The sequence below is a fragment of the Caballeronia sp. ATUFL_F1_KS39 genome, assembly GCF_023630985.1.
GTDB classification, from domain to species: domain Bacteria; phylum Pseudomonadota; class Gammaproteobacteria; order Burkholderiales; family Burkholderiaceae; genus Caballeronia; species Caballeronia zhejiangensis.
Genome location: NZ_JALQDZ010000035.1, coordinates 242,882 through 266,341, shown reverse-complemented (window position 1 = coordinate 266,341; position 23,460 = coordinate 242,882). Strand labels below are relative to the sequence as shown.

General features: G+C 64.3%; 24 protein-coding genes. 11 read left to right on the top strand and 13 right to left on the bottom strand.

What is annotated here, in order from left to right; genetic code table 11:
- Positions 1–28: 28 nt before the first annotated feature.
- Positions 29–1,093: a HoxN/HupN/NixA family nickel/cobalt transporter gene (locus NCR93_RS16345; RefSeq protein WP_175979243.1), complete on the bottom strand. Its 1,065-nt coding sequence runs from the start codon at positions 1,091–1,093 to the stop codon at positions 29–31.
- Positions 1,094–1,258: 165 nt separating this feature from the next.
- Between NCR93_RS16345 and NCR93_RS16340 the strand changes: the two genes are divergently transcribed.
- The 7 genes from NCR93_RS16340 to NCR93_RS16310 all read left to right on the top strand — a co-directional run bounded on the left by NCR93_RS16340 (position 1,259) and on the right by NCR93_RS16310 (position 6,927).
- Positions 1,259–2,263 carry a fatty acid desaturase gene (locus NCR93_RS16340; RefSeq protein WP_175979242.1) on the top strand — a complete coding sequence of 335 codons (1,005 nt, stop codon included), beginning with the start codon at positions 1,259–1,261 and terminating at the stop codon, positions 2,261–2,263.
- Between the two features lie 25 nt (positions 2,264–2,288).
- The gene (locus NCR93_RS16335; RefSeq protein WP_175979241.1) at positions 2,289–3,101 is read left to right on the top strand and encodes a phosphate/phosphite/phosphonate ABC transporter substrate-binding protein; all 813 of its coding nucleotides are present in this window, start codon (positions 2,289–2,291) and stop codon (positions 3,099–3,101) included.
- A gap of 123 nt (positions 3,102–3,224) precedes the next feature.
- Positions 3,225–4,220, top strand: a complete 996-nt coding sequence (locus NCR93_RS16330; RefSeq protein WP_008353522.1) for an LLM class flavin-dependent oxidoreductase — start codon at positions 3,225–3,227, stop codon at positions 4,218–4,220.
- Between the two features lie 241 nt (positions 4,221–4,461).
- Complete coding sequence (locus NCR93_RS16325) at positions 4,462–4,707, top strand: hypothetical protein (RefSeq protein ID WP_008353523.1); 246 nt, start codon at positions 4,462–4,464, stop codon at positions 4,705–4,707.
- Between the two features lie 364 nt (positions 4,708–5,071).
- Positions 5,072–5,404, top strand: coding sequence for an H-NS family nucleoid-associated regulatory protein (locus NCR93_RS16320; RefSeq protein ID WP_008353524.1), 333 nt, complete (start codon positions 5,072–5,074; stop codon positions 5,402–5,404).
- Positions 5,405–5,867: 463 nt separating this feature from the next.
- The gene (locus tag NCR93_RS16315) at positions 5,868–6,272 is read left to right on the top strand and encodes a helix-turn-helix domain-containing protein (protein ID WP_008353526.1); all 405 of its coding nucleotides are present in this window, start codon (positions 5,868–5,870) and stop codon (positions 6,270–6,272) included.
- Between the two features lie 49 nt (positions 6,273–6,321).
- Positions 6,322–6,927 (top strand): copper-binding protein, encoded by a 606-nt coding sequence (locus tag NCR93_RS16310; RefSeq protein ID WP_008353527.1) that lies wholly within the window; start codon positions 6,322–6,324, stop codon positions 6,925–6,927.
- A 180-nt stretch (positions 6,928–7,107) separates the two neighbouring features.
- Here the strand turns inward: NCR93_RS16310 and rhaS are convergent, their stop codons facing one another.
- Genes rhaS through rhaM form a run of 6 tightly spaced genes read right to left on the bottom strand, consistent with a single transcriptional unit; the run spans position 7,108 to position 12,966 of the window.
- Positions 7,108–8,121, bottom strand: coding sequence for a rhamnose ABC transporter substrate-binding protein (gene rhaS / locus NCR93_RS16305; RefSeq protein ID WP_008353534.1), 1,014 nt, complete (start codon positions 8,119–8,121; stop codon positions 7,108–7,110).
- Between the two features lie 52 nt (positions 8,122–8,173).
- Positions 8,174–9,178 carry an ABC transporter permease gene (locus NCR93_RS16300; protein WP_175979240.1) on the bottom strand — a complete coding sequence of 335 codons (1,005 nt, stop codon included), beginning with the start codon at positions 9,176–9,178 and terminating at the stop codon, positions 8,174–8,176.
- Positions 9,171–10,211, bottom strand: a complete 1,041-nt coding sequence (locus NCR93_RS16295) for an ABC transporter permease (RefSeq protein ID WP_175979565.1) — start codon at positions 10,209–10,211, stop codon at positions 9,171–9,173. Before NCR93_RS16295 ends, NCR93_RS16300 begins: the two co-directional genes overlap by 8 nt.
- Positions 10,211–11,725: a sugar ABC transporter ATP-binding protein gene (locus tag NCR93_RS16290; protein WP_175979239.1), complete on the bottom strand. Its 1,515-nt coding sequence runs from the start codon at positions 11,723–11,725 to the stop codon at positions 10,211–10,213. Before NCR93_RS16290 ends, NCR93_RS16295 begins: the two co-directional genes overlap by 1 nt.
- Before the next feature lie 10 nt (positions 11,726–11,735).
- Positions 11,736–12,620, bottom strand: a complete 885-nt coding sequence (locus tag NCR93_RS16285; protein WP_175979238.1) for an amidohydrolase family protein — start codon at positions 12,618–12,620, stop codon at positions 11,736–11,738.
- 31 nt (positions 12,621–12,651) lie between these two features.
- Positions 12,652–12,966, bottom strand: a complete 315-nt coding sequence (gene rhaM, locus NCR93_RS16280) for an L-rhamnose mutarotase (protein ID WP_175979237.1) — start codon at positions 12,964–12,966, stop codon at positions 12,652–12,654.
- 163 nt (positions 12,967–13,129) lie between these two features.
- On the opposite strand from rhaM, the gene NCR93_RS16275 reads away from it, so the two are divergent.
- Positions 13,130–14,098, top strand: a complete 969-nt coding sequence (locus NCR93_RS16275) for a LysR family transcriptional regulator (RefSeq protein WP_008353543.1) — start codon at positions 13,130–13,132, stop codon at positions 14,096–14,098.
- Here NCR93_RS16275 and lra1 read toward each other — a convergent pair.
- Genes lra1 through NCR93_RS16255 form a run of 4 tightly spaced genes read right to left on the bottom strand, consistent with a single transcriptional unit; the run spans position 14,092 to position 18,196 of the window.
- Positions 14,092–14,874: an L-rhamnose 1-dehydrogenase Lra1 gene (lra1, locus tag NCR93_RS16270; protein WP_008353544.1), complete on the bottom strand. Its 783-nt coding sequence runs from the start codon at positions 14,872–14,874 to the stop codon at positions 14,092–14,094. The genes NCR93_RS16275 and lra1 overlap by 7 nt on opposite strands.
- Before the next feature lie 10 nt (positions 14,875–14,884).
- Positions 14,885–16,063 (bottom strand): L-rhamnonate dehydratase, encoded by a 1,179-nt coding sequence (gene rhmD / locus NCR93_RS16265; RefSeq protein ID WP_008353545.1) that lies wholly within the window; start codon positions 16,061–16,063, stop codon positions 14,885–14,887.
- A gap of 29 nt (positions 16,064–16,092) precedes the next feature.
- The gene (locus NCR93_RS16260) at positions 16,093–17,412 is read right to left on the bottom strand and encodes an MFS transporter (protein WP_008353546.1); all 1,320 of its coding nucleotides are present in this window, start codon (positions 17,410–17,412) and stop codon (positions 16,093–16,095) included.
- A 22-nt stretch (positions 17,413–17,434) separates the two neighbouring features.
- Positions 17,435–18,196, bottom strand: coding sequence for an SDR family oxidoreductase (locus tag NCR93_RS16255; protein ID WP_175979235.1), 762 nt, complete (start codon positions 18,194–18,196; stop codon positions 17,435–17,437).
- A 217-nt stretch (positions 18,197–18,413) separates the two neighbouring features.
- On the opposite strand from NCR93_RS16255, the gene NCR93_RS16250 reads away from it, so the two are divergent.
- Complete coding sequence (locus tag NCR93_RS16250) at positions 18,414–19,898, top strand: Fic family protein (protein ID WP_175979234.1); 1,485 nt, start codon at positions 18,414–18,416, stop codon at positions 19,896–19,898.
- An 82-nt stretch (positions 19,899–19,980) separates the two neighbouring features.
- On the opposite strand, the gene NCR93_RS16245 is transcribed toward NCR93_RS16250, so the two are convergent.
- A complete protein-coding gene (locus tag NCR93_RS16245) occupies positions 19,981–20,145 on the bottom strand; it encodes a hypothetical protein (RefSeq protein WP_160172889.1) in 165 nt (54 codons plus the stop codon).
- A gap of 196 nt (positions 20,146–20,341) precedes the next feature.
- On the opposite strand from NCR93_RS16245, the gene NCR93_RS16240 reads away from it, so the two are divergent.
- Together NCR93_RS16240 and NCR93_RS16235 are read left to right on the top strand one after the other, a co-directional pair.
- A complete protein-coding gene (locus NCR93_RS16240; protein ID WP_033536125.1) occupies positions 20,342–20,611 on the top strand; it encodes a hypothetical protein in 270 nt (89 codons plus the stop codon).
- A 158-nt stretch (positions 20,612–20,769) separates the two neighbouring features.
- On the top strand, positions 20,770–21,624 hold the full coding sequence (locus NCR93_RS16235; protein ID WP_008353552.1) for a helix-turn-helix domain-containing protein: 855 nt from the start codon (positions 20,770–20,772) through the stop codon (positions 21,622–21,624).
- On the opposite strand, the gene NCR93_RS16230 is transcribed toward NCR93_RS16235, so the two are convergent.
- Positions 21,621–23,459, bottom strand: a complete 1,839-nt coding sequence (locus NCR93_RS16230) for an ATP-binding response regulator (protein WP_008353554.1) — start codon at positions 23,457–23,459, stop codon at positions 21,621–21,623. The genes NCR93_RS16235 and NCR93_RS16230 overlap by 4 nt on opposite strands.
- Position 23,460: the final 1 nt, after the last annotated feature.

Genomic DNA, 23,460 nt, shown 5'->3' with positions numbered 1-23,460 from the left:
TCCACGAAGCAGGAAGAATGCCCGTTGATTATCTGGCGACGCCGCCGTCGAGCGATTCGTAACCGCGCCACTTGTAGATGAGCGCGGAGACGATCCAGCACGCCGCGAACAGCGCGACGATGCCGTAGCCGAGCATCCCGAAGTGCTCGGAGAGCGACGCTGCCACGTCCCACAGTCCGCCCTTCAGCCGCAGCCGGTCCGCGATCAGCCCGAGCGCCTCGATGCCGCCGATCAGCACGGCAATCAGCACCGAGACGAGCGTCACGGTGAGGTTGTAGTAGAGCTTGCGGATCGGCTTCATGAAGGCCCAGCCGTAGGCGCCGGTCATCAGCAGGCTGTCGGCGGTGTCGATGAGCGACATGCCCGCCGTGAACAGCATCGGGAACACGAGAATCGACCACACCGGCATGCCGCGCGCCGCTTCGGCCGCCGCGATGCCCATCAGCCCGATTTCGGTCGCCGTGTCGAAGCCGAGGCCGAACAGAAAGCCGAGCGGATACATGTGCCAGCTCTTGCCGATCAGCCTGAAAAGCGGACGGGCGATGCGCGCGAGCGGACCGCCGCCGACCGTGAGCATGTCTATGTCGTCGCGGCAGGTTTCGCCGCGCCGCACGCGACGGAACGCGCGCCATACGCCGCGCAGCACGAACAGGTTCATCGCCGCGATCGCGAACAAAAAGAGCGACGACACCGACGTGCCGATGATTCCGCCGATCTCGCGGTACTCGGCGAACCGGCCGTGCACGGCCATCGCCGTCGCGGCGATGAGCGCGGTGGCGGCGACGACGATCGTCGAATGTCCGAGCGAAAAGAAGAAGCCGGCGAAGTGCGGCCGCTTGCCTTCGTGCATCAGCTTGCGCGTGACGTTGTCGATGGCGGCGATATGGTCGGCATCGACCGCATGGCGCAGCCCGAGCGAATACGCGAGCAACGACGTGCCGAGCAGCAGCGGATAGTGACGGAACGCGACCAACGCCCAGAGCCACGCGAGCACGTTGAACGCGATCAGCCCGCCGATGAGCCGCGCGGATTTGCGCGGCAGGTTGCGATGCGCCTGATGCGGCGCGGAAGCGGGCTCGATCGGTTCGGACATATGCGCGCGCTTGCGAGGATGAAGGGACAAAGCATAACGTGCGCCGATGCATGGTCAAAAATCGGATGCATATTGCGTCGAATGCGAAATCCTTAGCCGGATTCCTTGGTTGGGAGGCATGCGACGCGCCGCTACCATGGCCCTTCGCCATTTTCGACGTCCGCCATGCCCCGCTATCTCGACGACGCCCAACGCCAGGAACTCCAACGCCAGCGCGAAACCTGGCGCTGGCGCAGCGAATGGCCGACGTGGGCGGTCGCCGTCGCGATCTACGGCGGATGGTTCGGCGTCGCGCTCAACGCGCGCGCGATCGGGCTGGTTCCGGCCGTCGCGCTGCTCGCGGTGCTGTCGTGCTGGTATATGTCCCTGCAGCACGAGCTGATGCACGGTCATCCGACGCGCTGGCCGCTCGTCAACATGCTCATCGGCATCGCCCCGCTCGCGGTATGGTTTCCGTATGAGGTGTATCGCGAGTCGCATCTGCGGCATCACGACGACGCGCATCTGACCGAGCCGGGACGCGATCCCGAGAGCTATTACGTGACGCCCGAACAGTGGGCGAGCGCGGGCCCCGTCCTGCGCGCCGCGCTCGCCGCGCGCAATACCTTCGCGGGCCGGATGCTCATCGGGCCGTGGTTCTCGATCGCGGCATCGTGGCGCGAGGCGGCGCAGGCCGTCGTCGAGCGGCGCTGGAAAATCGTCGCGAGCTGGATCGTGCATCTCGCGTCGCTCGTGCTGCTCGCGAGCTGGCTCGACACGCGATGCGGCATTCCGTGGCGCGCCTTCGTGTTCGGTGTCGGCTATGCGTCGCTCGCGCTGGCGTCGATTCGCTCGTTTCAGGAGCATCGCGCGGCGGAGAGCCATAGCGAACGCACGGTCGTCAACGAGGCTGCGTGGCCGTGGCGACTGCTCTTTCTCAACAATAACTTTCACGCCGTGCATCACGATCTGCCGGGCGTGCCGTGGTTCGCGCTCGGGCGGATCTATGCGCGGCGGCGCGATGCCTATCGCGCGAGCAACGGCGGTTTCGTCGTGCGCGGATACGGCGAATGGGCGAGCCGTCACGCGTTCGCGCAGGCTGCTGAACCGGTGCATCCGTTCGCCGCGCCGGACGCATCTGCCGATCGACGCCGCGACGCGCGCCGCGAACCCGCGCGTCTCGCGAGCTGACGCCTCCCACGGTACGATTCGCGTCATGCACTGGATCGCCGCCCTGCCGATGTACAACGTCGCGCCCGCGCTCGCCGCGGATTGGCGCACGCTGCTCGAACGTGTCCGCGAGCAGCTCGCGGACTGGCTACGCGCACGCGGCGATACGCTCGAGATCGTCGATCCCGGTGCGGATCTCACCGCGTTCTGGCTGCGCGACGACGTGTTGTTGTCGCAAACCTGCGGCTATCCGCTCGTGCATGCGCTCGCGAATCGCGTGCAAGTCGTAGGCGCGCCCGATTTCAACGCGCCCGGCTGCGAAACCGGCGCTTATCGCAGCGTGATCGTCGTCGGGGCGCGTGTCGGCGCGCAATCGGTCGAAGACTGCCGGAACCTGCGCGCAGCCTACAACGACGACGATTCCAACAGCGGCATGAACCTTTTCCGACACGCCGTCGCTCCTTACGCGCACGACGGGCGTTTTTTCGCGTCGGTGACGAAAACCGGCGCGCATCTCGCGTCGCTCGCCGCAATCGCCGAAGCGCGCGCTGACATCGCCGCGATCGACTGCGTCACGTTCGCGTTCGCGCAGGCGCATCTGCCCGAATTGACGGCGGGCGGGCGCGTGCTCGACGTGACCGCCGGCGCGAGCGCGCTGCCGTTCATCGCGTCGCTGCGCGTGCCGCCGGATTCCATCGACGCAATCCTCGACGCCCTCGCCGATGCACTCGCGGACGACCCCGCGCTCGCCGCACGGCTGAGGCTCAAAGGCATCGTCAGACGCACACAGACGGACTACGCGGCCATTCTCGACTACGAGCGCGAGGCCATCGAGCGCGGCTATCCTCGCCTCGCCTGACACTTCGCCCCACGGTGCATTCCGGCAGATTCCGCGGACTTTCGGCACAATCGGTCTTTTCAGCGCGTGAAACCAGCGCGATGCCGGATGCATCGCGATCCGTCACGCTTTCGGAAAGCCGCAATGATCCCCTTCTCGCTACTCGACCTTTCCCCGGTTCCGCTCGGCTCGACGCCGGCCGACGCCTTCGCCCATTCGCTCGATCTCGCCCAGCACGCCGAGCGCTGGGGTTATCTGCGCTACTGGCTCGCCGAGCACCACAACATGACGGGCATCGCCAGCGCGGCGACCGCCGTGGTGATCGGCCATATCGCGGCGGGCACGAAGACGATTCGCGTCGGCTCGGGCGGCATCATGCTGCCGAATCACGCGCCGCTCGTGATCGCCGAGCAGTTCGGCACGCTGGCTTCGCTGTTTCCGGGACGCATCGATCTCGGACTCGGACGCGCACCCGGCACCGACCAGACCACGGCGCGAGCGCTGCGCCGCGACCTGCACGGCAGCGCCGAATCGTTTCCCGATGACGTCGTCGAATTGCAGCGCTACTTCGCCGATCCGGTCGAAGGCCAGCGCGTGCGCGCGGTGCCCGGCGCCGGCCTGAACGTGCCGATCTGGCTGCTCGGCTCGTCGCTGTTCTCGGCGCAACTCGCGGCCGCGCTCGGGCTGCCGTTCGCGTTCGCGTCGCATTTCGCGCCGGATTATCTGCTGACCGCGCTCGAGGTCTATCGCAAGCAATTCCGCCCTTCCGCGACGCTGCAAAAGCCCTACGCGATGGTCGGCGTGAACGTGTTCGCCGCCGATACCGCCGATGAAGCACGCTTTCACTTCACGTCGCTGCAGCAGCAGTTCATCAATCTGCGGCGCGGCACGCCCGGACAATTGCCGCCGCCGGTCGAGTCGATCGCGTGGAGCGACGCCGAGCGCGCGGGCGTCGAGCATTCGCTCGCGTGTTCGGTCGTCGGCGCGCCCGCCGATGTCGAAGCCGGGCTGCGCTCGGTCATCGATCAGACGCAGGCCGACGAGCTGATCGTCACCGCGCAGATCTTCGATCACAAGGCGCGTCTGCGCTCGTTCGAGCTCACGAGCCAGGCGCGCGACGCGATCGGCGCGAGCGCCTGAACCATCGGCCTGAGCAGAGAAAATTAGGGGTCGCAAGGCTTCGACGGGTCTCCCGCTTTACGCGCGCGCTTTTGACAGGCAATAATGAGATACCGGAGGACGGCGCGGGCCGCGCCATCCTTCGCGTCCGCTTCACTTGCCAAGTTGAAACTCCGCATGGCGCGCCCGATATTCGTGCATGCCGGTGTTCGGCGCGGCGACACAACAACAACGACGTCGCAAGACGGGAGGAAGAATGTCGATGCCGAGAAGCGCCGCCACTGGCGCCATGACGCTCCTGACGGAATACGACGATGCCAGCGGACAGGAAGTGCGTTCGCTGCGCCTCGAACCGGCAGCGGACGGCAAAGCCGTACTGCTGATTGAAATCGATGAGCGCAAACCCGGCATTCACCGCGAAGTGCGTTATGAAATTACGCCCGCGGAGCTGATTGCCGCCATTCGCGCGCACGGTGCCGAATTACCTGGGGAACAACACAGTCGTTAAAACGTTTTAATAGTTGCCATCGGCAGCATACAATAGAGTTAGCGAGGTTTCGGCCGCCATGCGGAATTGGCGGAGCGGCTTCGCCATCGGTTCGTGGCTCCCCACGTGACGTTCCGCGCGCTTCCCGTTCGCGCGTCCGTCACGGCGATGCTCGGGCGGGCGAACGTTCGCATTGGTGGCAATGCACACATTAAAGGCAAAGTCATCGCGCGAATTAATAGGCGTGCGGTAATACACTAATTGACGCGTGCCATGCACTGCGTCACGCTTCATAAAACACATATATTCAAGTCATCGAACCGCCCCGGTCCGCGCGGGGTTTCGGTTCGTCCTCTGAAAATCAAAAAGCTGAATCAGGAAAGCCGTGGACGAAAGAAAGCGAGACAGCATCATTGCGTATTTGCGCAGCCGAATGGCTGAGTTCGGCATTTCGGAAAGAGCGTTGGCCGAAGCATTGGCCGAAGCGCCGGCGGAGAATCCGCCGCCGCCCTCCTTCACCAAGACCAACGGAACTCATGGCGCACCCAAGGCAAAGCGGCCGATGCCGCAATTGCCCCTGATACCGCATTCGTCGGATGCCGGGGCGCCGATATTCCGAAACGCGAGCGGCGATACGTGGGACGGCATCGGCGATATGCCCGAGTGGCTCAAGCGTGCAGTGCACGCCGGGCAGGACATCGAGTTTTATCGCGTTTGAGCGTCGTCGGCACATTGCCGAGGCAGGCCGCGCCTCGCTGGCGGCGGTTCGCGCGCGTCCTTTGAAACGCAGACCCGGTACATTGCGCCCAGCGCGCTCGCCGGTCGCGTTTTCGCTGCTCATAGGCAGCGTTCATAGGCAATTCACAGGGATTTATCAAGCCCAAAAAATTTTCGCCGATGGTTGCCCATCGAGCCTGAAAACGTTTATTGATACTTCTCTGTAAGTCGGCTCCTATTCGAGCCACGCATCGGCCTGACGTCAAGCACGCCCGATCAAGTCCCGCCGTCTCCATTCGACCAGGGGGCACGCATGAACGCATACGGACGCCGCAACGTTGCACCCGCCGCTCGCCGGCATCGACCGGCACAGGAACGCGCGCGAGGCACCGGCTCGGGTTCGCACAGTGGCGCCTGACGTCCCGGTCAACCGAAGTAATCCTAACGATCGAGCGGCGCGCGCCATGCTCTCCCGTCCCGACACACTGCCGAGCGTCGTGCGGCGCATGACGGCCGGACGCATGCTGCTCGGTGGCGCGTCGGTCGAGGCGGTGGCCGAGGCGCTGCATCTTTCCTTGCAAACGGTGCGGCGTTACAAGGCGATCGTCGACGAAGGCGGCCTCGACGCGCTCGGCAAGATGGGCGTCGGCGGGCGCGCGTCGGTGCTGGATCGCGAGGCGCTCGACTGGATCGCCGCCGCGCTGCGTGGGCCCGCGCGCGCGCACGGTTTCGAGAGCGATACGTGGACCAATGCGCGTCTGCGCGAACTGATCGAGCGGCGCTACGGCGTGCGTTACTCGCGCGTCTATATCTGGCAGATCGCGACGAACCTCGGGCTCGGACATTTGCTGTCGAAGTCGCGCCGCTGAGCGCGTTCCGCAAGTTGACTGAAGCAACACGAACATAAGGAGGCACGGCATGTTCCGCTCGTCATCTCAAGCTTCGCATCGTTCGGTCAGGATTCTCGCCGCCTGCGTGGCGCTCGCTCTCGGCGCGATCGGAAGCGCATCCGCCGACGATGCCGCGTCCGCCCCGACGACGCGCGGCGCGGCGGCCATCGCACAGGTGCAGGCGCGCGTGGTCGGCATCGATCCGACGACGAACAGCGTGTCGCTGCAGGGTCCGGGCGGGCGCGTCGTCGAAGTGGCGGTGAATCCCGAAGTCGGCGATGTGAAGAAACTTCAGCTCGGCGATATCGTGAACATCGAATATCGCAGCGCGGTGCTCGTGAGCGCGACGAAGGTGAAGTCGAACGGCATCCGCGAGCGCATCGACACGGACGCGTTGATTCCCGCGTCGGGGGGCGTGGCGGCGGAGGCGCGCGTCGTCGAGGTGATCGGGACGATCGAGCGCGTCGATGCGAAGAACCGGCGCATCACGCTGCGCGGGCCGAACAAGACGGTGACGCTGCAAGCCGCGCCGGATGTGCCGCTCGCCGGGTTGAAATCCGGGGATATGGTGCACGCGCGGTTCGAATCGGCGACCGCCGTGCAGGTGATGCGCGGCGGCCAGGGGATCAAATGAATGTGTGCGGTTGTCCACAGTTTTTGTGGAGAGCCTTGTGGATAGCCGTGGGAGCATCGCCTCAACGCTTTGATCGCAAAGGCTTTTCCTTCGTGCATCGACAACGCGGCAGCCGCTGAAAAACGAAACGCCCCGCAGGGCGTTTCGTCATCCTCTCAGGCTCGAAGCGCGCCCTTCTCGTCAGAAATTGAAGTTGTCGATATTCGCGGCATCGAAGGTCGTCGGCGGGCCGAGAATCACTTCCCCGCTCTTGCCCACCGTGCGCTTGCCCAGCTTGCCCGCCTCGAACGAATCGCCTTCCTTGCCGGTGATCGTCCCCGATGCGAGATTGGCCGCCGCGAACGCCGCGAGATAACCCAGTTGACCCGGATCCCACAACTGGAACGCCTTGACCGTGCCGTTCTTCACGAACGCGCGCATCTGATTCGGCGTGCCGAGGCCCGTCACGACGACCTTGCCCTTCGCCGGCGAACTGGAGATATAGCGCGCCGCCGCCGCGATCCCGACCGATGTCGGCGCGACGATACCCTTCAGGTTCGGATAAGCCTGCAACAAGCCCTGCGTCTCGACGAAGGACTTCTGATCGTCGTCGTTGCCGTACGCGATCTTCACGAGCTTCATCTTCGAATATTCGGGCTTCTTCAGTTCCTCCTGCATCCACTTGATCCAGGTGTTCTGATTCGTCGCATTGGGCGTCGCCGAGAGAATCGCGAATTCGCCCTCGCCGCCGATCAGCTTCGACAGCAACTGGATCTGTCCGCGTCCGATCGCTTCCGAATCGGCCTGATTGACGAAGATCTGCCGGCCATCGGGCGCCGTGTCCGAGTCGAAGGTCACGACCTTGATCCCTTGCGACATCGCCTTCTTGAGATACGGCACGACCGCGTTGGCATCGTTCGCCGCGATCACGATCGCGTTCTGCCGCTGCGTGATGAGCGTGTTGATGTAGCTCACCTGCGACGACGCGCCCGCATCCGACGGACCCACGACCTTGCCATCGCCCTTGAGCTCCTTGATCGCGGCCATGCCGCCGTCGTCGGCGATCACTTCGTACGGGTTGTTGATCTGCTTCGGCAGGAAAGCGATCTTCAGGCCGCTCTTGATATCGGCGGCGCTTGCCGAAAGCGCCACGGTCGCCGCGAGAAAGGCCGCCGCCAGCGCCGGCCCGCGCAGGAATCGATGAGGTTTATTCATGTTGGCATGTCTCCTGTCATTGCGCATTGGCTGCGCTGGTTGATTACGACGTTCAAAGCGCCTGCGCCATCAGACGCTTCTCGCGCGCGGCCCGCCAGCGCGCGACGAGATTCGGGATCAGCACCGACGAAAGCAGCAGCGCGCCCGTCACGATGGTGAGCGTTTCGCTCGATACGTCCGCGAGTGTCAGCGCATTGCGCAGCACGCCGATGATGACGAGCGACAGCAGCACGCCGATCATCGAGCCGCGTCCGCCGAAGATGCTCACGCCGCCGAACAGCACCGCCGCGATCACCGAGAGCTCGAAGCCTTCGCCGTTGTCGCCGCGCGCGCTCGTGAAGCGCAGCGTGTAGACGATGCCCGCGAGCGCCGCCATCGCGCCCGACATCATGAAGAGCTTCAGCTTCGTCTTCGCCACATCGATGCCGGAAAATTGCGCGGCCGTCGGATTCGCGCCGATCGCGAAGAGGCTGCGGCCGAAAGGCGTCGCTTGCAGCAAGACCGTGAAGATGATCGCGCCTGCAATGACGAGTACGAACGGCATCGGCAGGAAGGTGTCGCCGACCGTATCGATGCCGAACGCCGTGTACGACGCGGGAAAATCCGCGATCGCCTGATCGCCGAGCAGCACGTACGCAAGGCCGCGAAAAAGCGCGAGCGTGCCGATCGTCACCGCGAGCGATGGCAGACTGAAGCGCACGATCACGAGGCCGTTGAGCAGGCCAGCAAGCGTGCCGAACGCGAGCACGAGGACGATCACGAGCGGCATCGGCAAGCCCATGTGCCACAGCACGCCCATCAGCGCGCTCGATGCGCCGAGCACCGACGCCACCGACAAATCGATCTCCGCCGCGACGATGATGAGCGTCATCGGCAGCGCGATCAATGCGATCTCGGTGAAGTCGGCGAGCATGTTCGAGATGTTCGCCGTCGACAGGAACAACGGCGACAGCACGCGCCCGGCGACGAGCGATACGACGAGCACGATCGCGAGCATCGCTTCCCATTGCAGAGGGCGGCGTTTCGTCGTGGACAGAGCGGAATCGGGTTTAGCCATGATCGCGTTTCCTCATCATGCGGCGCGCGACGGAACGCGCGAGCAAGGTATCGAGCGCGATCGCCGCGACGATCAGCGCGCCTTGAATCGCCTGCTGCCAGAATGGCGACACGCGCAGCACCACCAGTGCGATGTTGATGACGCCGAGCACGAGCGCACCGAGCGTCGCGCCGGCGATGGTCCCGACGCCACCCGTGATCGCGACGCTGCCCACGACCGCCGCTGCCACCACTTGCAGTTCTATGCCCTTCGCCGTGCTGGCATCGACGGTGCCGAAACGCGCGAGCCACAGCACGCCCGCGAGCCCCGCGATCGCGCCGGAAAGCAGGAAGCCGATCATCACGCGGCGATCCACGCGTATGCCCGCAAGACGCGCGGCCTCGGGATTCGAGCCGATCGCATAATGCTCGCGCCCGCCGCGATACTGCTTCAGATACACCGACAGCGCGATCAGCACGACGAGCGCGATCAGCACGAGATTCGGCACGCCGATAAGCGAGCCCGTCGCGATGGACGCGAATGCGTCGGGCAGGCTCGTCGCGTTGATCTGGCCGCCGTGGACCCACGCGTAATCCGCGCCGCGCACGATATAGAGCGTCGAGAGCGTCGCGACGAGCGACGGCACGCGCCCGAACGTGACGAGCGCGCCGTTCACCGCGCCGATCACGAAGCCGATGCCGATGCCCGCGAACATCGCCACGATCACCGGCATGTGCGGGAACATGACGAAGAGGCTGCCGACGCCATACGCGCTCACGCCGACGACCGACGCCACCGACAGATCGATATGCCGCATCAGCATCACGATCGTCATGCCCGCCGTCAGCAGGCCGATGATCGACACGTTGAGCAGCACGTCGCGCAGGTTCTGCAGGTTCAGGAAATCGGGCTTCACCGCGCCGGTCGCGCCGATCAGCACGAGCAGCACGATGAAGAGCGTCAGCTCGCGGCTCTTCGCGATCGTGACCGCGAGGCTTTCGCGCTTCGTATCGGCGGCGTGCATCGCGGGAAGTGAAGATGTATGTCGAGTCATCATGCTGCGTGCCCCAAAACGGCAGGCGATGCGCCCAGCGCAGCGCTCATTACGCGTTCTTCGTTCGCCTCGGCGCGCGCGATATCGGCGCTGATGCGGCCTTCGTGCATCACGAGCACGCGATCGGCCATGCCGAGCACTTCGGGCAGCTCGCTGGAAATCATCAGCACGGCCATGCCTTCTCTGACGAGTTCGGCGAGCGTGCGATACACCTCCGCTTTCGCGCCCACGTCGATGCCACGCGTCGGTTCGTCGATGATGAGCACCTTCGGATTCGTCGCGAGCCATTTGCCGAGCACGACCTTCTGCTGATTGCCGCCCGACAGCGTGCCGACGGGCGCATGGAGATCGCTGGCCTTCAGACGCAGGCGCTTGCCCCAGTCGGCGGCGAGCGTCGATTCGCTTCTCGCCGTGATGAGCCCGTGGCGCATCAATCGGCCGAGCACCGTCAGCGATGCGTTGCGCGCGATGCTCAACTCCAGCGCGAGCCCTTGCGCGCGACGATCTTCCGGCACCAGCGCGAGCCCGGCGCGCACCGCCGCCGCCGGATGCCCGAGCGCGAGCTTCTTGCCGGCGATCTTCACCTCGCCGCCATCGACCGGATCGATGCCGAAGATCGCGCGCGCCACTTCGCTTCGTCCCGCGCCGACGAGTCCCGCGAGCGCGACGATCTCGCCCGCGCGCACATCGAAGGACACGTTCTTGAACACGCCTTCGCGCGTGAGATTGCGCACCGAAAGACGCACGTCGCCGGGCGCGACATCGGCTTTCGGATAGAACGTGTCGAGATCGCGGCCGACCATTTTGCTCACGATCGCATCGATGTTCATGTTCTCGGTGAGCGCGTCGTGGACCTTCATGCCGTCGCGCATGATCGTCATGCGCTGCGTCAGCGCGAACACTTCATCGAGACGATGCGTGATGAAGAGAATCGCGGCATCGCGCTCGCGCAACGCACGCACGATCGCGAAGAGCCGCTCGACTTCGGGCAGCGAAAGCGCGGCCGTCGGCTCGTCCATGATGAGCACGTTCGCGTCGAGCGACAGCGCCTTCGCGATTTCCACGACTTGCTGATCCGCGATCGACAATCCGCGCACGAGCCGTTGCGCGCGCAGATTCACGCCGAGCGACGCGAGCAACGCATCGACTTCGCGATGCATCTCGTCGTAGCGAATGCGCCCGAAGCGATCGCGCGGCTGGCGGCCCATGTAAATGTTCTCGGCGATGGAAAGATCGGCGAAAAGCGTCGGCTCCTGATAGATCACGGCGATGCCCGCATCGCGCGCTTGCGCCGGATTCGCGAAGCGGCGCGCCTCGCCTTCGACGAGCAACTCACCCGCATCCGGCTGATAGACGCCCGCGAGCAACTTCACGAGCGTCGATTTGCCCGCGCCGTTTTCGCCGAGCAGCGCGTGCACTTCGCCGGGAAAGAGTTGCAGGCTGCCGTCGCCGAGCGCGCGCACGCGGCCGAACGATTTGCTGGCGTGTCTCAGTTCAAGACGTGGCGTCGTCATGTCGTTTTCCTCAGATGCGGTAGATGCGTTCCGCGTTGCGCACGAAGAGCGCTGCTTTCTCGCTGTCGCTCGCGTCGGCGACGATGCGCGCATACGCGTTCCACAACGCCGTGTACGTGCCGAACAGCCGATCCACCGGAAAGTTCGATGCGAACATCGCGCGCTCGACGCCGAACGTATCGATCGTCTCGTGCACGTAAGGACGCAGGCTTTCGATAGTCCAGCCGTGATCGAACATCGCAAAGCCGCTCAGCTTCACCGCGACGTTCGGGCAAGCGGCCAGCAAGCGCATGCCGTCGCGCCACGCGCGATAACCTTGCGTCGATGCGCGATCCACGAACATGCCCGCATGATTGACGATGAATTGCGTATCCGCATGCTCGCGCGCGAGTTGCGCCGCCTCTTCCATCTGCGATGGATAAAGCTGCAGATCGAACGACATGCCGAAGCGCTTGAGCGAGCCGAAGTGCCTGCGCCATTGCGGCTCGCGCATGTAATGACGCCCGACGTAGTCGTAGAGCTTGCTGTCATGTACGTTGAGAATCTGGCGGATGCCGCGCGTATTGGCGAACGCCGCATGCGCTTCGAGCACTTGCTGCGCGTCATCCGCCGACAGATCCGCGCCCGCGACGATGCCGTTCGGCATGCCTTCGATATCCGCGATCGATTGAAGCCAGCGCGTTTCCTCGACGGGATCGGCGGGATCGTGATTTGCATCGACGTGCACGAGCTTCAGCACTTCGATGTCTTCGGCATCGCGCAGCAGATCGGTGAGCAGATAGTCGTGCTGCAAGTCGCGCGCATCGCCGACGAACGACGTCTGCGGATTCGCAAGCCACGGGTAATGATGCGTCTTCAAGTCCCACAAATGAATGTGCGGATCGACGACCTGCATGATGGCGTTCCTCGCGAAAGAGGCGAACGTTTCAGGGAAGATGAAAGACCGGCACGAGCGGCGTCGTCACGGGCGAATTGTCCGCGTGCGTGTCCATCAACTCGGCCATGAGGTTCCACCACTTGCGCATGATGGGCAGCGTCGGCAACGCATCGGTCGTGTGCGTGTCGGTGCGCTGATAAATGGCGAAGAGATGCCCGTTCGAGTCGTCCAGAAAGATCCGGTAATCGCGGATTCCGGCGGCGCGCAACGCATCGGCCAGTTCCGGCCATATCTCGCGATGACGCTTCTCGTATTCCTCGCGCATGCCCGGCTTGAGGGTCATGCGAAATGCCACTGTCTCCATGGCGGACCGCCTTTTTATGTTTGGTGAATCCCTGCGTTCGGGACTCGTCGTGCTGCGACTATAATTCGCCGACCGATAACACGACAATCCGATTGCAGGATTGGCCGATCGCAAAAACGTATCGCTGCGCCGTATCATCGCGCGGTTCCGAGCGGACTGTCGAATGAACCAGAACGTGTCCCAAAGTGTGTCGTCCAGCCTTTCACCGATCGCGCTCGTCAATCGGCTGAAGTTCAAGCATCTCGCCCTTCTCGTCGCGCTCGACGACGCGCGCAATCTGCATCAGGCCGCCGACGCGATCAACGTCGCGCAGCCGAGCGCGAGCCGTATGCTCGCCGACATCGAGGAAGCATTCGGCTTTCTGCTCTTCGAGCGCAATGCACGCGGCATGCAGCCGACGCCGCTCGGCACCGCCGCGCTCGCTTACGCGCGCCGCTCGCTCGCGGACCTGACGCGCTTCGCCGACGATCTCGACGCCAAGCGCCGCGGCGGTCACGGTCAACTGACGGTCGGCGCGATCATGGGCGCAGCGCCCGACGTGCTCGCGATGGCCGTCACCGAATTGAAATCCGAACGTCCGCTACTGAACGTGCGCATTCTCGGCGAGACGAGCGATCAGGTCGTGCAATTGCTGCATCGCCGCGAAGTCGACCTCGCGCTCGGACGCCTCACCACGCCGTTGCAGCACAACGATTTCGACTTCGAGCCGCTCGCGCGCGAAGCGATGCGGCTTGTCGTGCGCGCGGGGCATCCGTTGGCGGACAAGGCTTCGCTCGAGCTGCAAACGCTCGTCGGCTGGCCCTGGATTCTGCAACCGATCACGAGTCCCGCGCGCGGCCTCTTCGAAGACGAACTCGCGCGCGCCGGGCTGACGACGCCCGCGGATATCGTCGAATGCGCGTCGATCTTCGCGACGCTGCAACTGCTGCAAAACAGCGAAGCCGTCGCGATGCTGCCGGAATCAGTCGTGCGCGACTATCTGCGCGCGCAATTGCTGATCGAACTGCCGATCGAGATCGGCAAGAGCCTGTCCGGATTCGGCTTGTTGCGGCGCAAGTTCGAAACCTTGAGCGAACCGGCCGAGTACTTCATCGCGTTGTTGCGCAAGTACTCGGCGTCGTCGCGTCACTGAAGGTTCACGAACAGCCCGCCATCGACGAGCAAGGACGCGCCCGTCACATAGCGCGCCCGATCCGAAGCCAGAAACACGACGCACTGCGCGACATCGTCCGGTGCGCCGAGACGTCCGAGCGGGATGCGTTTTTCCATGTAGGCGCGCTTGTCCTCGTTCGAGAGATCGTCGGCGTTGAGGTCCGTCGCGATCGTGCCGGGCATCACCGAATTGCAGCGGATGCCGTACGGTCCCAACGCGATCGCGCAGGATTGCATCAGCGAATGCACGCCCGCCTTGGTCGGCGTGTAATGCGTCTGCATGCCGCCGCCGACGAGCGCGCTGATCGAACTCGTCGCGACGATCGCACCGCCCGTGCCCTGCGCTTTCATCTGGTTCGCGGCGGCCTGGGTGACGTAGAACGCGCCGTTCAAATTCACGGCGACCGTGGTTTCATAGACAGAAGCCGGCATGTCGAGGAACGCGTGAAACGGACAGATGCCCGCGTTGCTCGACAGCACATCGACGCGGCCGAACGCTTCCACCGTGCGCCGGATCAGTTCGATGCCGGTCTCGCGCTCGGCGACGTTGCCTTCGACCGCGATCGCGCGCCGCCCGAGCGCCTCGATCTCGCCGACGATCGATTCCACCGCCGACGCCTTCCCGTAAGACGTGTCGTTGTCGCGCCAGTAGTTGATCGCGACGTCCGCGCCTTCGCGCGCGCTCGCGAGCGCGATCGCACGGCCGATGCCGCGCGAGCCGCCCGTCACTACGACGACCTTGTTCTCCAGCAACATGCGATGCCCCTCAGTGTGTGTAAGGCCGCGTCAACGCGCATTCCGGATTCAGCCGCACGCCGAAGCCCGGCGTCTCCGGCACCTTCATGCGGCCGTTGACCGGCACGGGTTCGTCGAGCAGCAAGGGCGTAAACATCGGCACGACCTGATCGGCCTTGGGCGCCATCATCAGAAACTCGGCGAACGGCGAGTTATGACGCGTCACGACGAAGTGATAGCTGTACACCGACGAACCGTGCGGCACGACGAGCACGTTGTGCGCGTCCGCGAGCGCCGAAATCTTGATGAGCTCCGTGATGCCGCCGCACCAGCCGACATCCGGCTGCACGAGATCCGCGCAACCCATTTCGAACAGCATGCGAAAGCCCCAGCGCGTCGCTTCGTGCTCGCCGGTCGTCACCATCATGCCGCCCGGCACGGAACGGCGCAGTTCGGCATAGCCCCAGTAGTCGTCGGGCGGCAGCGCTTCTTCGATCCACTTCAGGCCGTGCTCGCGCGCCGCGTTCGCGAGGCGCTTCGCGTAGTTGAGATCGAGGCTCATCCAGCAATCGAACATCAGCCAGAAATCGTCGCCGACTTTCGCGCGCATGTCCGCGAGCTTCGCAATGTTCTTGTGCAGCCCTTCCTCGCCTTCCGCCGGGCCGTGCTGCAAGGGCATCTTGCCGCCGATGAAACCCATCTCCTTCGCGAGATCCGGACGCGCGCCCGTCGCATAGAACTGCAACTCGTCGCGCACCGGTCCGCCGAGCAGATGGAACACCGGCTCACGGCGCACCTTCGCGAGCAAATCCCACAGCGCAAGATCGACGCCCGAAATCGCGTTGAGCACGATGCCCTTGCGCCCGTAATACAGCGTCGCGTTGTACATCTGATCCCACATCTTTTCGATGTCGGTCACGCGCTGGCCTTCGAGAAAGCGCGCCAGATGCTTCTCGACGATGAACGCGCCGATCTCGCCGCCCGTCGTCACCGCGAAGCCGACGGTGCCGTCGCTCGCTTCGATCTCGACGACGAGCGAGCCGAGCACGTTCAGCCCGAACGACTGGCGGCTCGCGCGATATTCGGGATAGCGGGCCATCGGCGTGGCGATGTGATCGTCGATCCAGTGATCGGCGCCCTGATCGTGGTAATCGGCGCCGCCGCCGCGAACGGTGAAAGCGCGTACTTGCTTGATAGTCGGCATGGACATGTGTTCGTCTCCTTCTCTGTTCTTTCTGTTCAGGATGCGCTGGCGGTTTCGCCGCGCGTAATCGAATGACGTTCGGGCACGCGCACCAGCACGACGATGACAAGCGCCGCGAGCACGCTCGCGCCCGCCAGCACCATCAGCCCCGCGCTCGCCGAATGGAACGCGGCTTCGGCGGCGGTGCGGGCCATCGGCGCGAAGAAGCCGCCGAGTCCGCCCAGCGAATTGATGAGCGCGATGCCCGCCGCGGCGGCCGCGCCCGTGAGATAACGCGTCGGAAAGGTCCAGAAGAGCGGTTGCGCGGCGATGAAGCCGCTCGCCGCGCAGCACAGCGCGATCAGCGACACGACCGGCGATCCCGCGATGCCCGACACGGCGATCGCGACGCCCGACATCGCGAGCAGCGCGACCGCGCACACGCGATGCCGGCCGGTGCGATCGGCATAGCGCGGCACGATCCACGTCACGATCACGGCGGCCATCCACGGCAGCGCCGTCACCAGTCCCACGCGAAATCCGACTTTCGTGCCGAGCAGCGCCGACACCTGTTGCGGCAGATAGAACACGACGCCGTACACCGCCGCCTGAATCAGGAAGTACACGCAACAGAGCACGAGCACGCGCGGATCGACGAGCGACGCGAGCACACTGCGCGGTCCGTGCGACGACGCCGCGCGCGCATCGTCGTCGAGGCGGCTGGCGAGCAGCGCGCGCTGATCGGGCGTAAGCCAGCGGGCTTTCGCGGGATCGTCGTCGAGATACCAGAACGCCCACACGCCGACGATCGACGCGAGCAGCCCTTCCACCAGAAAGAGCCATTGCCACCCTTTCAGGCCGAACGCGCCGTGCAGATCGAGCAGCAGACCGGACAGCGGCGCGCCGAAGATGAACGCGAGCGGCGCGCCGAAATAGAACACGCCGAGCGCACGCGCGCGCGACGATTGCGGAAACCAGCGCGTGAGGTAATAGACGATGCCGGGAAAGAAGCCCGCCTCCGCCACGCCGAGCAGGAAGCGCAGGGTATAGAACGTCGTGGCGTTATGCGCGAAGGCCATCGCCGCGGAGACGAGGCCCCACGTCACCATGATCCGGCACATCCACAGCTTTGCGCCGACGCGATGCAACAGCAGATTGCTCGGCACTTCGAAAATCGCATAGCCGACGAAAAACACGCCCGCGCCGAAGGCGAACGCGGCGTTCGTGAGGCCGGTGTCCTGCTGCAGCGCCTTTTGAGCAAAGCCGATATTCGCGCGGTCCAGAAACGCGAGCACGTACATGAGCAGCAGAAACGGCAGCAGCCGGCGCATGACACGCGACGTGACCGCGCCTTCCGCCTGTGCGGAATGGTTCATGTGAGTCTCCCGATGATGCGTTTCAGTACGTCGCGCGTCCGCCCGACAGATCGAACACCGCGCCGGTGCTGAACGCGCAGTCCTCGGACGCGAGCCACAGAATCAGCGACGCAGCTTCTTCCGGCATCAGGAAGCGGTTCATCGGAATTTTGGAGAGCATGTAGTCGATGTGCTGCTGCGACATCGAATCGAAGATTTCGGTCTTGGCAGCGGCGGGCGTGACGGCGTTCACGAGGATGTTCTTGCCCGCGAGTTCCTTGCCGAGCGATTTCGTGAGCCCGATCAACCCGGCCTTCGACGCGCTGTAGTGCGACGCGTTCGGATTGCCCTCCTTGCCCGCGATCGACGCGACATTGACGATGCGCCCGTAGCCCGACTTCAGCATGTGAGGCACGACGGCGCGGCACGTCAGGTACGGCCCGATCAGATTGACATCGATCACGCGCCGCCATACGTCGGGCGCGAGTTCCCAGGTCGTGCCGTTGCCACCGGTGATGCCCGCGTTGTTGACGAGCACGTCGATCTTGCCGTGCACCGCCAGCGCCTTGTTCACGGCTGCATCGACGGAGGATTCTTCGGTCAGTTCGACGACCGCGTCGCTGACTTTGCGCTCCCTGTACTTTGCCGCGAGCTCGGCGCTCGTGCGGGCGAGGCGCTCGCCGTCGACATCCCAGAGCGATACCTCGGCGCCGGACTGCAGCGCGCGTTCCGCCACAGCGAGGCCGATGCCACGCGCGCCGCCCGTGACGATCACGACGCGGTTCGCCAGGTCGATACGGTTCATGGATGTGTCTCCTTTCGTTGTTCGTTGCTTTGGGTGGTCATGCCGTGAGAGGCACTATAGTCCGGCGGCAATAGCGCAACAATTCGAAAGGGCGATCGTTCGATAGCAAAAGCGGATCGGTGGCGGAGTCGAAGCGGGCGGGGGTTAAGATTTCTCGATACAAATCGCGGAAGCGCGCCTAAAGTTATAATTTCTCGATAAACGTTAAGAAATCTCGATGACACCGATCGGTTATTCCCGACTCATCGCCATCGGCGAACTGCGCGTAACGCCGCCGCGGAGGCTGGCGTACGCCAGTTCGTCGGTAAACCGGCGCGTCGACAGCGAGAGCCATATCCTGTTTCCAAACAGCGTGGCGTTCGACGATACGCCCGTCGGTCATCTGGAGTTCGCGCTACGCCACGAAGGCGTGAATCTCGAGATTATCGATGCCGCGTTCGAGCATATCGAGCCGGAAGAACTCATCGCCCGTCTGCGCGCGACGCCTTCCGGCGAGCAGATTCGCCGCGCCTGTTTCCTGTGGGAATGGCTGACCGGCAAGGCACTGGATGCGGGCGTGAGCGTCCGCGGCGGTTACGTCGATCTCTTTGCGCCCGATGTCTATTACACGGCGCCGCAGCCCGTGAATTCGCCTCGCTACCGCGTGCGCAATAACGCGCCGGGCACGCCGTGGTTTTGTCCGGTCGTGCACCGCGCCGCGATTCCGGACGATCCGCCCTTGACAGACCTGCTTCTGGAAGCGCAAAGCGCGCTCGATGCGATGCAGGACCCCGATCTGTACAAGCGCGCGCTCGCTTTTCTGTATTTATCGGAGACGCGCGGCAGCTACGCGATCGAATCCGAAACCCCCAGCTCCGACAAGCAAGAGCGTTTTGTGCAGCTTCTGAAGCGCGCGGGCGAGCCTGCGAAGATCGACGAAGAATGGCTGGTGCAGTTGCAAAACGTGATCGTGCGGGACGTGTATAGCCAGGAAGCGTCGTATCGGACGAGACAAAACTGGCTGGAGGACGCTGCGGGCCGGATCGACTTCTTTCCCGCGCCGGTTGACGATCTTCGACGCGTGATGACCGATTGGGAAGCCTTCGTCAACGATCGGAAACGGTGCCCCGATGTGCTCGTGAAGGCCGCCTGCGCGGCCTTCGGCTTCGTTTATCTGCATCCGTTCTTCGATGGCAACGGCCGGCTGCATCGATTTCTCATCCAGCACGTGCTTGCGCGCTCGGGCGTGCTAGGCGCGGATACCGTGATTCCGGTGTCGGCTGTGATGGAGCGAAACATTCCGGCTTACCACGCCGTGCTGACGGCGTTCTCGCGCCCGGTCACGCGACTGTGGAATTACCGTCGCGTCGAGACGGAGCCGCTCGTACTGAGTGCGCCTTCGAGCCGCGCGTACCGGTTCTTCAACGCCGATCGTGAAGTCGCGTTTTTGCACGCGATGATCAAGGAGGCCGTGCGCGAGGAAATTCCGCGCGAGATCGCGTGGCTTCAGGGCTACGACGCCGCTTTTGCGCAACTGAACGACGAGTTCGACTTGCCGCGAAAGGATCTTTCAGCGCTCATTCGGATGGTTCAGTCGAACAAGGGGGTCCTGTCGGCGCATCGCAGGAAGCAGTATCAGCACCTTCCTCGCCCCGTACTCGACCGAATCGAGGAAGTGGTGCACGGTGCGTTCGCAAGCAGGGCGGCAGACTCGGAAAGTTAAGATTTCTCGAGTCAAACGCCAAAAATCCATCGAAAATCAAAATATCTCGTTGGGCGTGAAGAAATCTCGATTCCCTCGCCCCTCAGTGCGTTTGCCGGCGCTCGGGCCTTTCCATCCCGGAAACGTGGCCGCGCGGCATGGCGACCGAATCCTTGAAATGCTTATCGGCAAAAAGCGCGAATCCGAAAAGCGCGGCCACGCCGAGCGGGCAAATGACGAAAGCAGCAACGAGCACGGCAACCTCCATTCGATGATGCTCGCAGTGTATCCCGCGTAAAGCCGCCAATTGTCGCCAAAATCGACAATACTCCATTCAATGTTCGCGAACTTTCACCCTGTTTGATTTGATGAGCGTGCGTATTCGCACCGGATCGTGGTGCCAGGCACGGCCGTTGCTATATGCACCAGCCGTCGATCCCGACACCGAATCAACCTGGAAAAGCATGTTCACACCGAAAGCCTGCACCGCTACCTGCGTACTGGACGGAATGCCCGTCACGCTGACCTACTTTCCCGACACCACGCTGCTGCGGATCACCGACGCGAATGGCCGCTGCGTGCGCGAAACCCGCTGGCCCGCGCCGTGGCGGACGTTGCTCGCCACCTTGCGCGAATTCAGCGGACGCGATGCCGAAAGCCAGCTTTCGACCTTGCTCGACGAGATTCCCGCCATGTCGAAGCCGACGCGCGAGCTGGCATCGGCGCTCGCGTAGCGGAATGTTTCATCACTAGAATCAATGAGTTCCATCGAGACAATTTTGAGCGCGCGGACCCGCGCCATTTACAATGTCGGATCGGCTGCGCATGGGCTGCCCGGCCCGCGCCGATTCACGCCCCTCGCGGTCCCACTCTCACGCATCCGACTGGCTGTATGGTCACTGAAACGTCTTCATCGGAATCCCTCGCCGTCGCTGAACGCGTGCGCGAACTCATGGGCCGTCACGGCATCGGAAAGCGTCAGCAGACAGCGGAGCTGTGCCGCATTCTCGACCTGAGCTTCTCGCAGGGCCACCGGAAACTGCGCGGGAACAGTCCGTGGACGCTCGCGCAGATTCGCCGCGTCGCCGATGCCTTCGACGAACCCGCGCTCAAGCTCTTCGATTCGATCAACACGCGCCCCGACGAAACCGAAGGCACCGCGCACGACGCCGTGCTCAAGCTCGGTTCGGTGGAAATTCCCTGCATGGCGTGGGTCGGCAACGCGCTCGATGCGGGCAGCCGTCCGGATTTCATCGCGCAGAAACTCAACAATCGCTGGATCGTCACCAAGCACGAAGGCGTGCTGCTGCACGAAGCCAGCGACGTCCACAAGATCGAAATCCAGCCGCGCCGGCCGGATACCGACAAACCCATCATCGCCGTGGTCGACGACGATCACGCCTCGGCCGACAATCTGCACGACTATCTCGAAGCCACCGGATTCGCGGCGATGGCCTTCTACGGCCTCGACGCGTTCCTCGAAGCGCTGCAGACGCAAGTGTTCGATGCCGTCGTGATCGACTGGCTGTTCGGCGTGCATACGTCGGCGGATGCGATCCGCGCGGTGCGCGAGTCGGACAATCCGGACGCGCCGGTTTTCGTGCTGACGGGCGAACTCACCACGGGCAAGGCGAGCGAATCGGAAATCAGCCAGGTCATCCGCGACTACAACGCGACGTGTTTCGAGAAGCCCGCGAGGCTCGGCATTCTCGTCGCCGATCTCTCCAAGCGGCTGATGCGCAATTAGCTGACGCGCCGGCGCACCGTCACCGCGCGATGCACCGCGCCCTTCAGCACCTCGTAGCGCACCGGCTTCAGCAGATAGTCGAAGAACAGCACGGCCGCGCTCGGATCCACCAGTTCGGGCGCGTACGCGCTCACCGCGATGATCGGCACGCTCGCGCCGGGCGCACTGCGCGCACGATACTCGTTCGCGAACGAATAGCCGTCCTTGCCCGGCATATGCAGGTCCGCGAGGATCACGTCGGCGTCGTTCGCGCGCAGCCACGCGAGCGCGCTGTCGACATCCGGCAGCGCGACCGCGTAATAGCCGAGATGCGTGAGCATTTCGATCAGAGAATCGCGGATCGACTCGTGGTCGTCGATCACGAGCACGCGCGACTTGCGCAACTCGGGCGCATCGGCTTCCGGCTCACGCCGGGGCACATGACGCGCCGCGACCGCCGGCAGGCTCACGCGAAACGCCGCGCCCTGCCCGACTTCGCTCGAAACCTCGATCTTCCCGCCAAGCAGCTCGACAAGTCCGCGCACGACCGCGAGGCCCATTCCCGCGCCGTCGAAGCGCCGCGTGCTCGATGAATCGAGCTGCGTGAATTCCTGGAAGATGAGCGGCAACTGCTCGCGGGAAATGCCCGGCCCCGTATCGATCACGGAGATGTCGAGGCGCTTCTCCGTGCGCGCGAAATGCACGTCGATGGAACCCGCTTCGGTGTACTTGATCGCGTTGGTCACGAGATTCGTCACGATCTGCCGCACCCGATGCGGATCGGATTCGATCGGGCCGCGCTCGCCCGCATAATCGCCGCGCAACGCCAGGCCCTTCGCGCTCGCGGCGGGTGTGTTCGCATCGACGATGGATTCGAGCAATTCGACCGGATCGAACACGGCCATGCGCAGTTCGAGCTTGCCCGCGCCGAGACGCGCGTAATCGGTCAGATCGCGCATCTGCGCCTCGAGATGACGCGCGCCCGCTTCCAGACGCTGCATGATTTTGCGGTCGGCGTCGCCGCGCGCGTTCAGCCCGAGCAATTCGACCGACGAGACGATCGCATGCAGCGGCGTGCGCAGCTCGTGGCTGATCATGCCGAGGAACGTGTCTTTCGCGACGCCCGCCTCGCGCGCCGCGCGCGTCGCCTGATGCTCCGCCGCCAGCGCCGCGCGCTGCTGTTCGATAAGGCGCGTGCGCCGATAGCCGTTCAAGAGCAGCAGGATCGTCGCCGCCGCCGAGAGCAGGCCGAGCAGCACGCCGCCGTAAATCAGATAGCGGCGCTTCGCCTCGAAATCGCGCACGATCGCCTCGCGCTCCGCGACATCCATCAGCCGACGCCCGCCCGCCAGTTCCGCGACGACGGGCGCGTTCTGCCGCAATACGCCGATCACGCGCAGGGTGCGCTGGTGCTCGCTCTGCAATCCGTCGATATCGCCTTGAATGGAATCGAGCGCCGTTTGCAACTGACGCAGAATCTCGCGCTGCCGGTTCAGCAGCGCCTGATGATCGTCCGACACCCCCGCCGATTCCGACACCTGCCTGAGCCGCGCCCGCAGCAGCCGATAGCTCGCGCGCACGCCCCCCGCGTCCTCGTCGATGCCATTGCGATACAGCAGAACGTGATTTTCGAAGCGCGCGTACGCGATCTGAAACTGCGCCGCGTCCCAGTACACGTCGTAAGGCAGAACGAGCCGATGCGTCTCGCGCGCGACCAGACCCGAATACAGCATATAGCCGACCGCGCCGATCGGCGGCGCGACCGCGAGCGCGATCAGCGCCGCATACCAGAGCCGGCGAAACCAGGGTCGCGCGGCGTGTGCGCGCAACGGGGATTCGGTGCGGATGACGGCCATC

Bases quoted from the DNA above. Each gene is read 5' to 3' on its own strand.
- NCR93_RS16330 (WP_008353522.1), top strand. From the start codon at position 3,225: ATGATCCCCTTCTCGCTACTCGACCTTTCCCCGGTTCCGCTCGGCTCG.
- rhaS (WP_008353534.1), bottom strand. From the start codon at position 8,121: ATGAATAAACCTCATCGATTCCTGCGCGGGCCGGCGCTGGCGGCGGCC.
- NCR93_RS16275 (WP_008353543.1), top strand. From the start codon at position 13,130: ATGAACCAGAACGTGTCCCAAAGTGTGTCGTCCAGCCTTTCACCGATC.
- NCR93_RS16245 (WP_160172889.1), bottom strand. From the start codon at position 20,145: ATGGAGGTTGCCGTGCTCGTTGCTGCTTTCGTCATTTGCCCGCTCGGC.
- NCR93_RS16290 (WP_175979239.1), bottom strand. From the start codon at position 11,725: ATGACGACGCCACGTCTTGAACTGAGACACGCCAGCAAATCGTTCGGC.
- NCR93_RS16310 (WP_008353527.1), top strand. From the start codon at position 6,322: ATGTTCCGCTCGTCATCTCAAGCTTCGCATCGTTCGGTCAGGATTCTC.
- NCR93_RS16315 (WP_008353526.1), top strand. From the start codon at position 5,868: ATGCTCTCCCGTCCCGACACACTGCCGAGCGTCGTGCGGCGCATGACG.
- NCR93_RS16300 (WP_175979240.1), bottom strand. From the start codon at position 9,178: ATGGCTAAACCCGATTCCGCTCTGTCCACGACGAAACGCCGCCCTCTG.
- NCR93_RS16340 (WP_175979242.1), top strand. From the start codon at position 1,259: ATGCCCCGCTATCTCGACGACGCCCAACGCCAGGAACTCCAACGCCAG.
- rhaM (WP_175979237.1), bottom strand. From the start codon at position 12,966: ATGGAGACAGTGGCATTTCGCATGACCCTCAAGCCGGGCATGCGCGAG.
- NCR93_RS16335 (WP_175979241.1), top strand. From the start codon at position 2,289: ATGCACTGGATCGCCGCCCTGCCGATGTACAACGTCGCGCCCGCGCTC.
- NCR93_RS16230 (WP_008353554.1), bottom strand. From the start codon at position 23,459: ATGGCCGTCATCCGCACCGAATCCCCGTTGCGCGCACACGCCGCGCGA.
- NCR93_RS16345 (WP_175979243.1), bottom strand. From the start codon at position 1,093: ATGTCCGAACCGATCGAGCCCGCTTCCGCGCCGCATCAGGCGCATCGC.
- NCR93_RS16325 (WP_008353523.1), top strand. From the start codon at position 4,462: ATGCCGAGAAGCGCCGCCACTGGCGCCATGACGCTCCTGACGGAATAC.
- NCR93_RS16260 (WP_008353546.1), bottom strand. From the start codon at position 17,412: ATGAACCATTCCGCACAGGCGGAAGGCGCGGTCACGTCGCGTGTCATG.
- lra1 (WP_008353544.1), bottom strand. From the start codon at position 14,874: ATGTTGCTGGAGAACAAGGTCGTCGTAGTGACGGGCGGCTCGCGCGGC.
- rhmD (WP_008353545.1), bottom strand. From the start codon at position 16,063: ATGTCCATGCCGACTATCAAGCAAGTACGCGCTTTCACCGTTCGCGGC.
- NCR93_RS16255 (WP_175979235.1), bottom strand. From the start codon at position 18,196: ATGAACCGTATCGACCTGGCGAACCGCGTCGTGATCGTCACGGGCGGC.
- NCR93_RS16240 (WP_033536125.1), top strand. From the start codon at position 20,342: ATGTTCACACCGAAAGCCTGCACCGCTACCTGCGTACTGGACGGAATG.
- NCR93_RS16295 (WP_175979565.1), bottom strand. From the start codon at position 10,211: ATGACTCGACATACATCTTCACTTCCCGCGATGCACGCCGCCGATACG.
- NCR93_RS16250 (WP_175979234.1), top strand. From the start codon at position 18,414: ATGACACCGATCGGTTATTCCCGACTCATCGCCATCGGCGAACTGCGC.
- NCR93_RS16285 (WP_175979238.1), bottom strand. From the start codon at position 12,620: ATGCAGGTCGTCGATCCGCACATTCATTTGTGGGACTTGAAGACGCAT.
- NCR93_RS16235 (WP_008353552.1), top strand. From the start codon at position 20,770: ATGGTCACTGAAACGTCTTCATCGGAATCCCTCGCCGTCGCTGAACGC.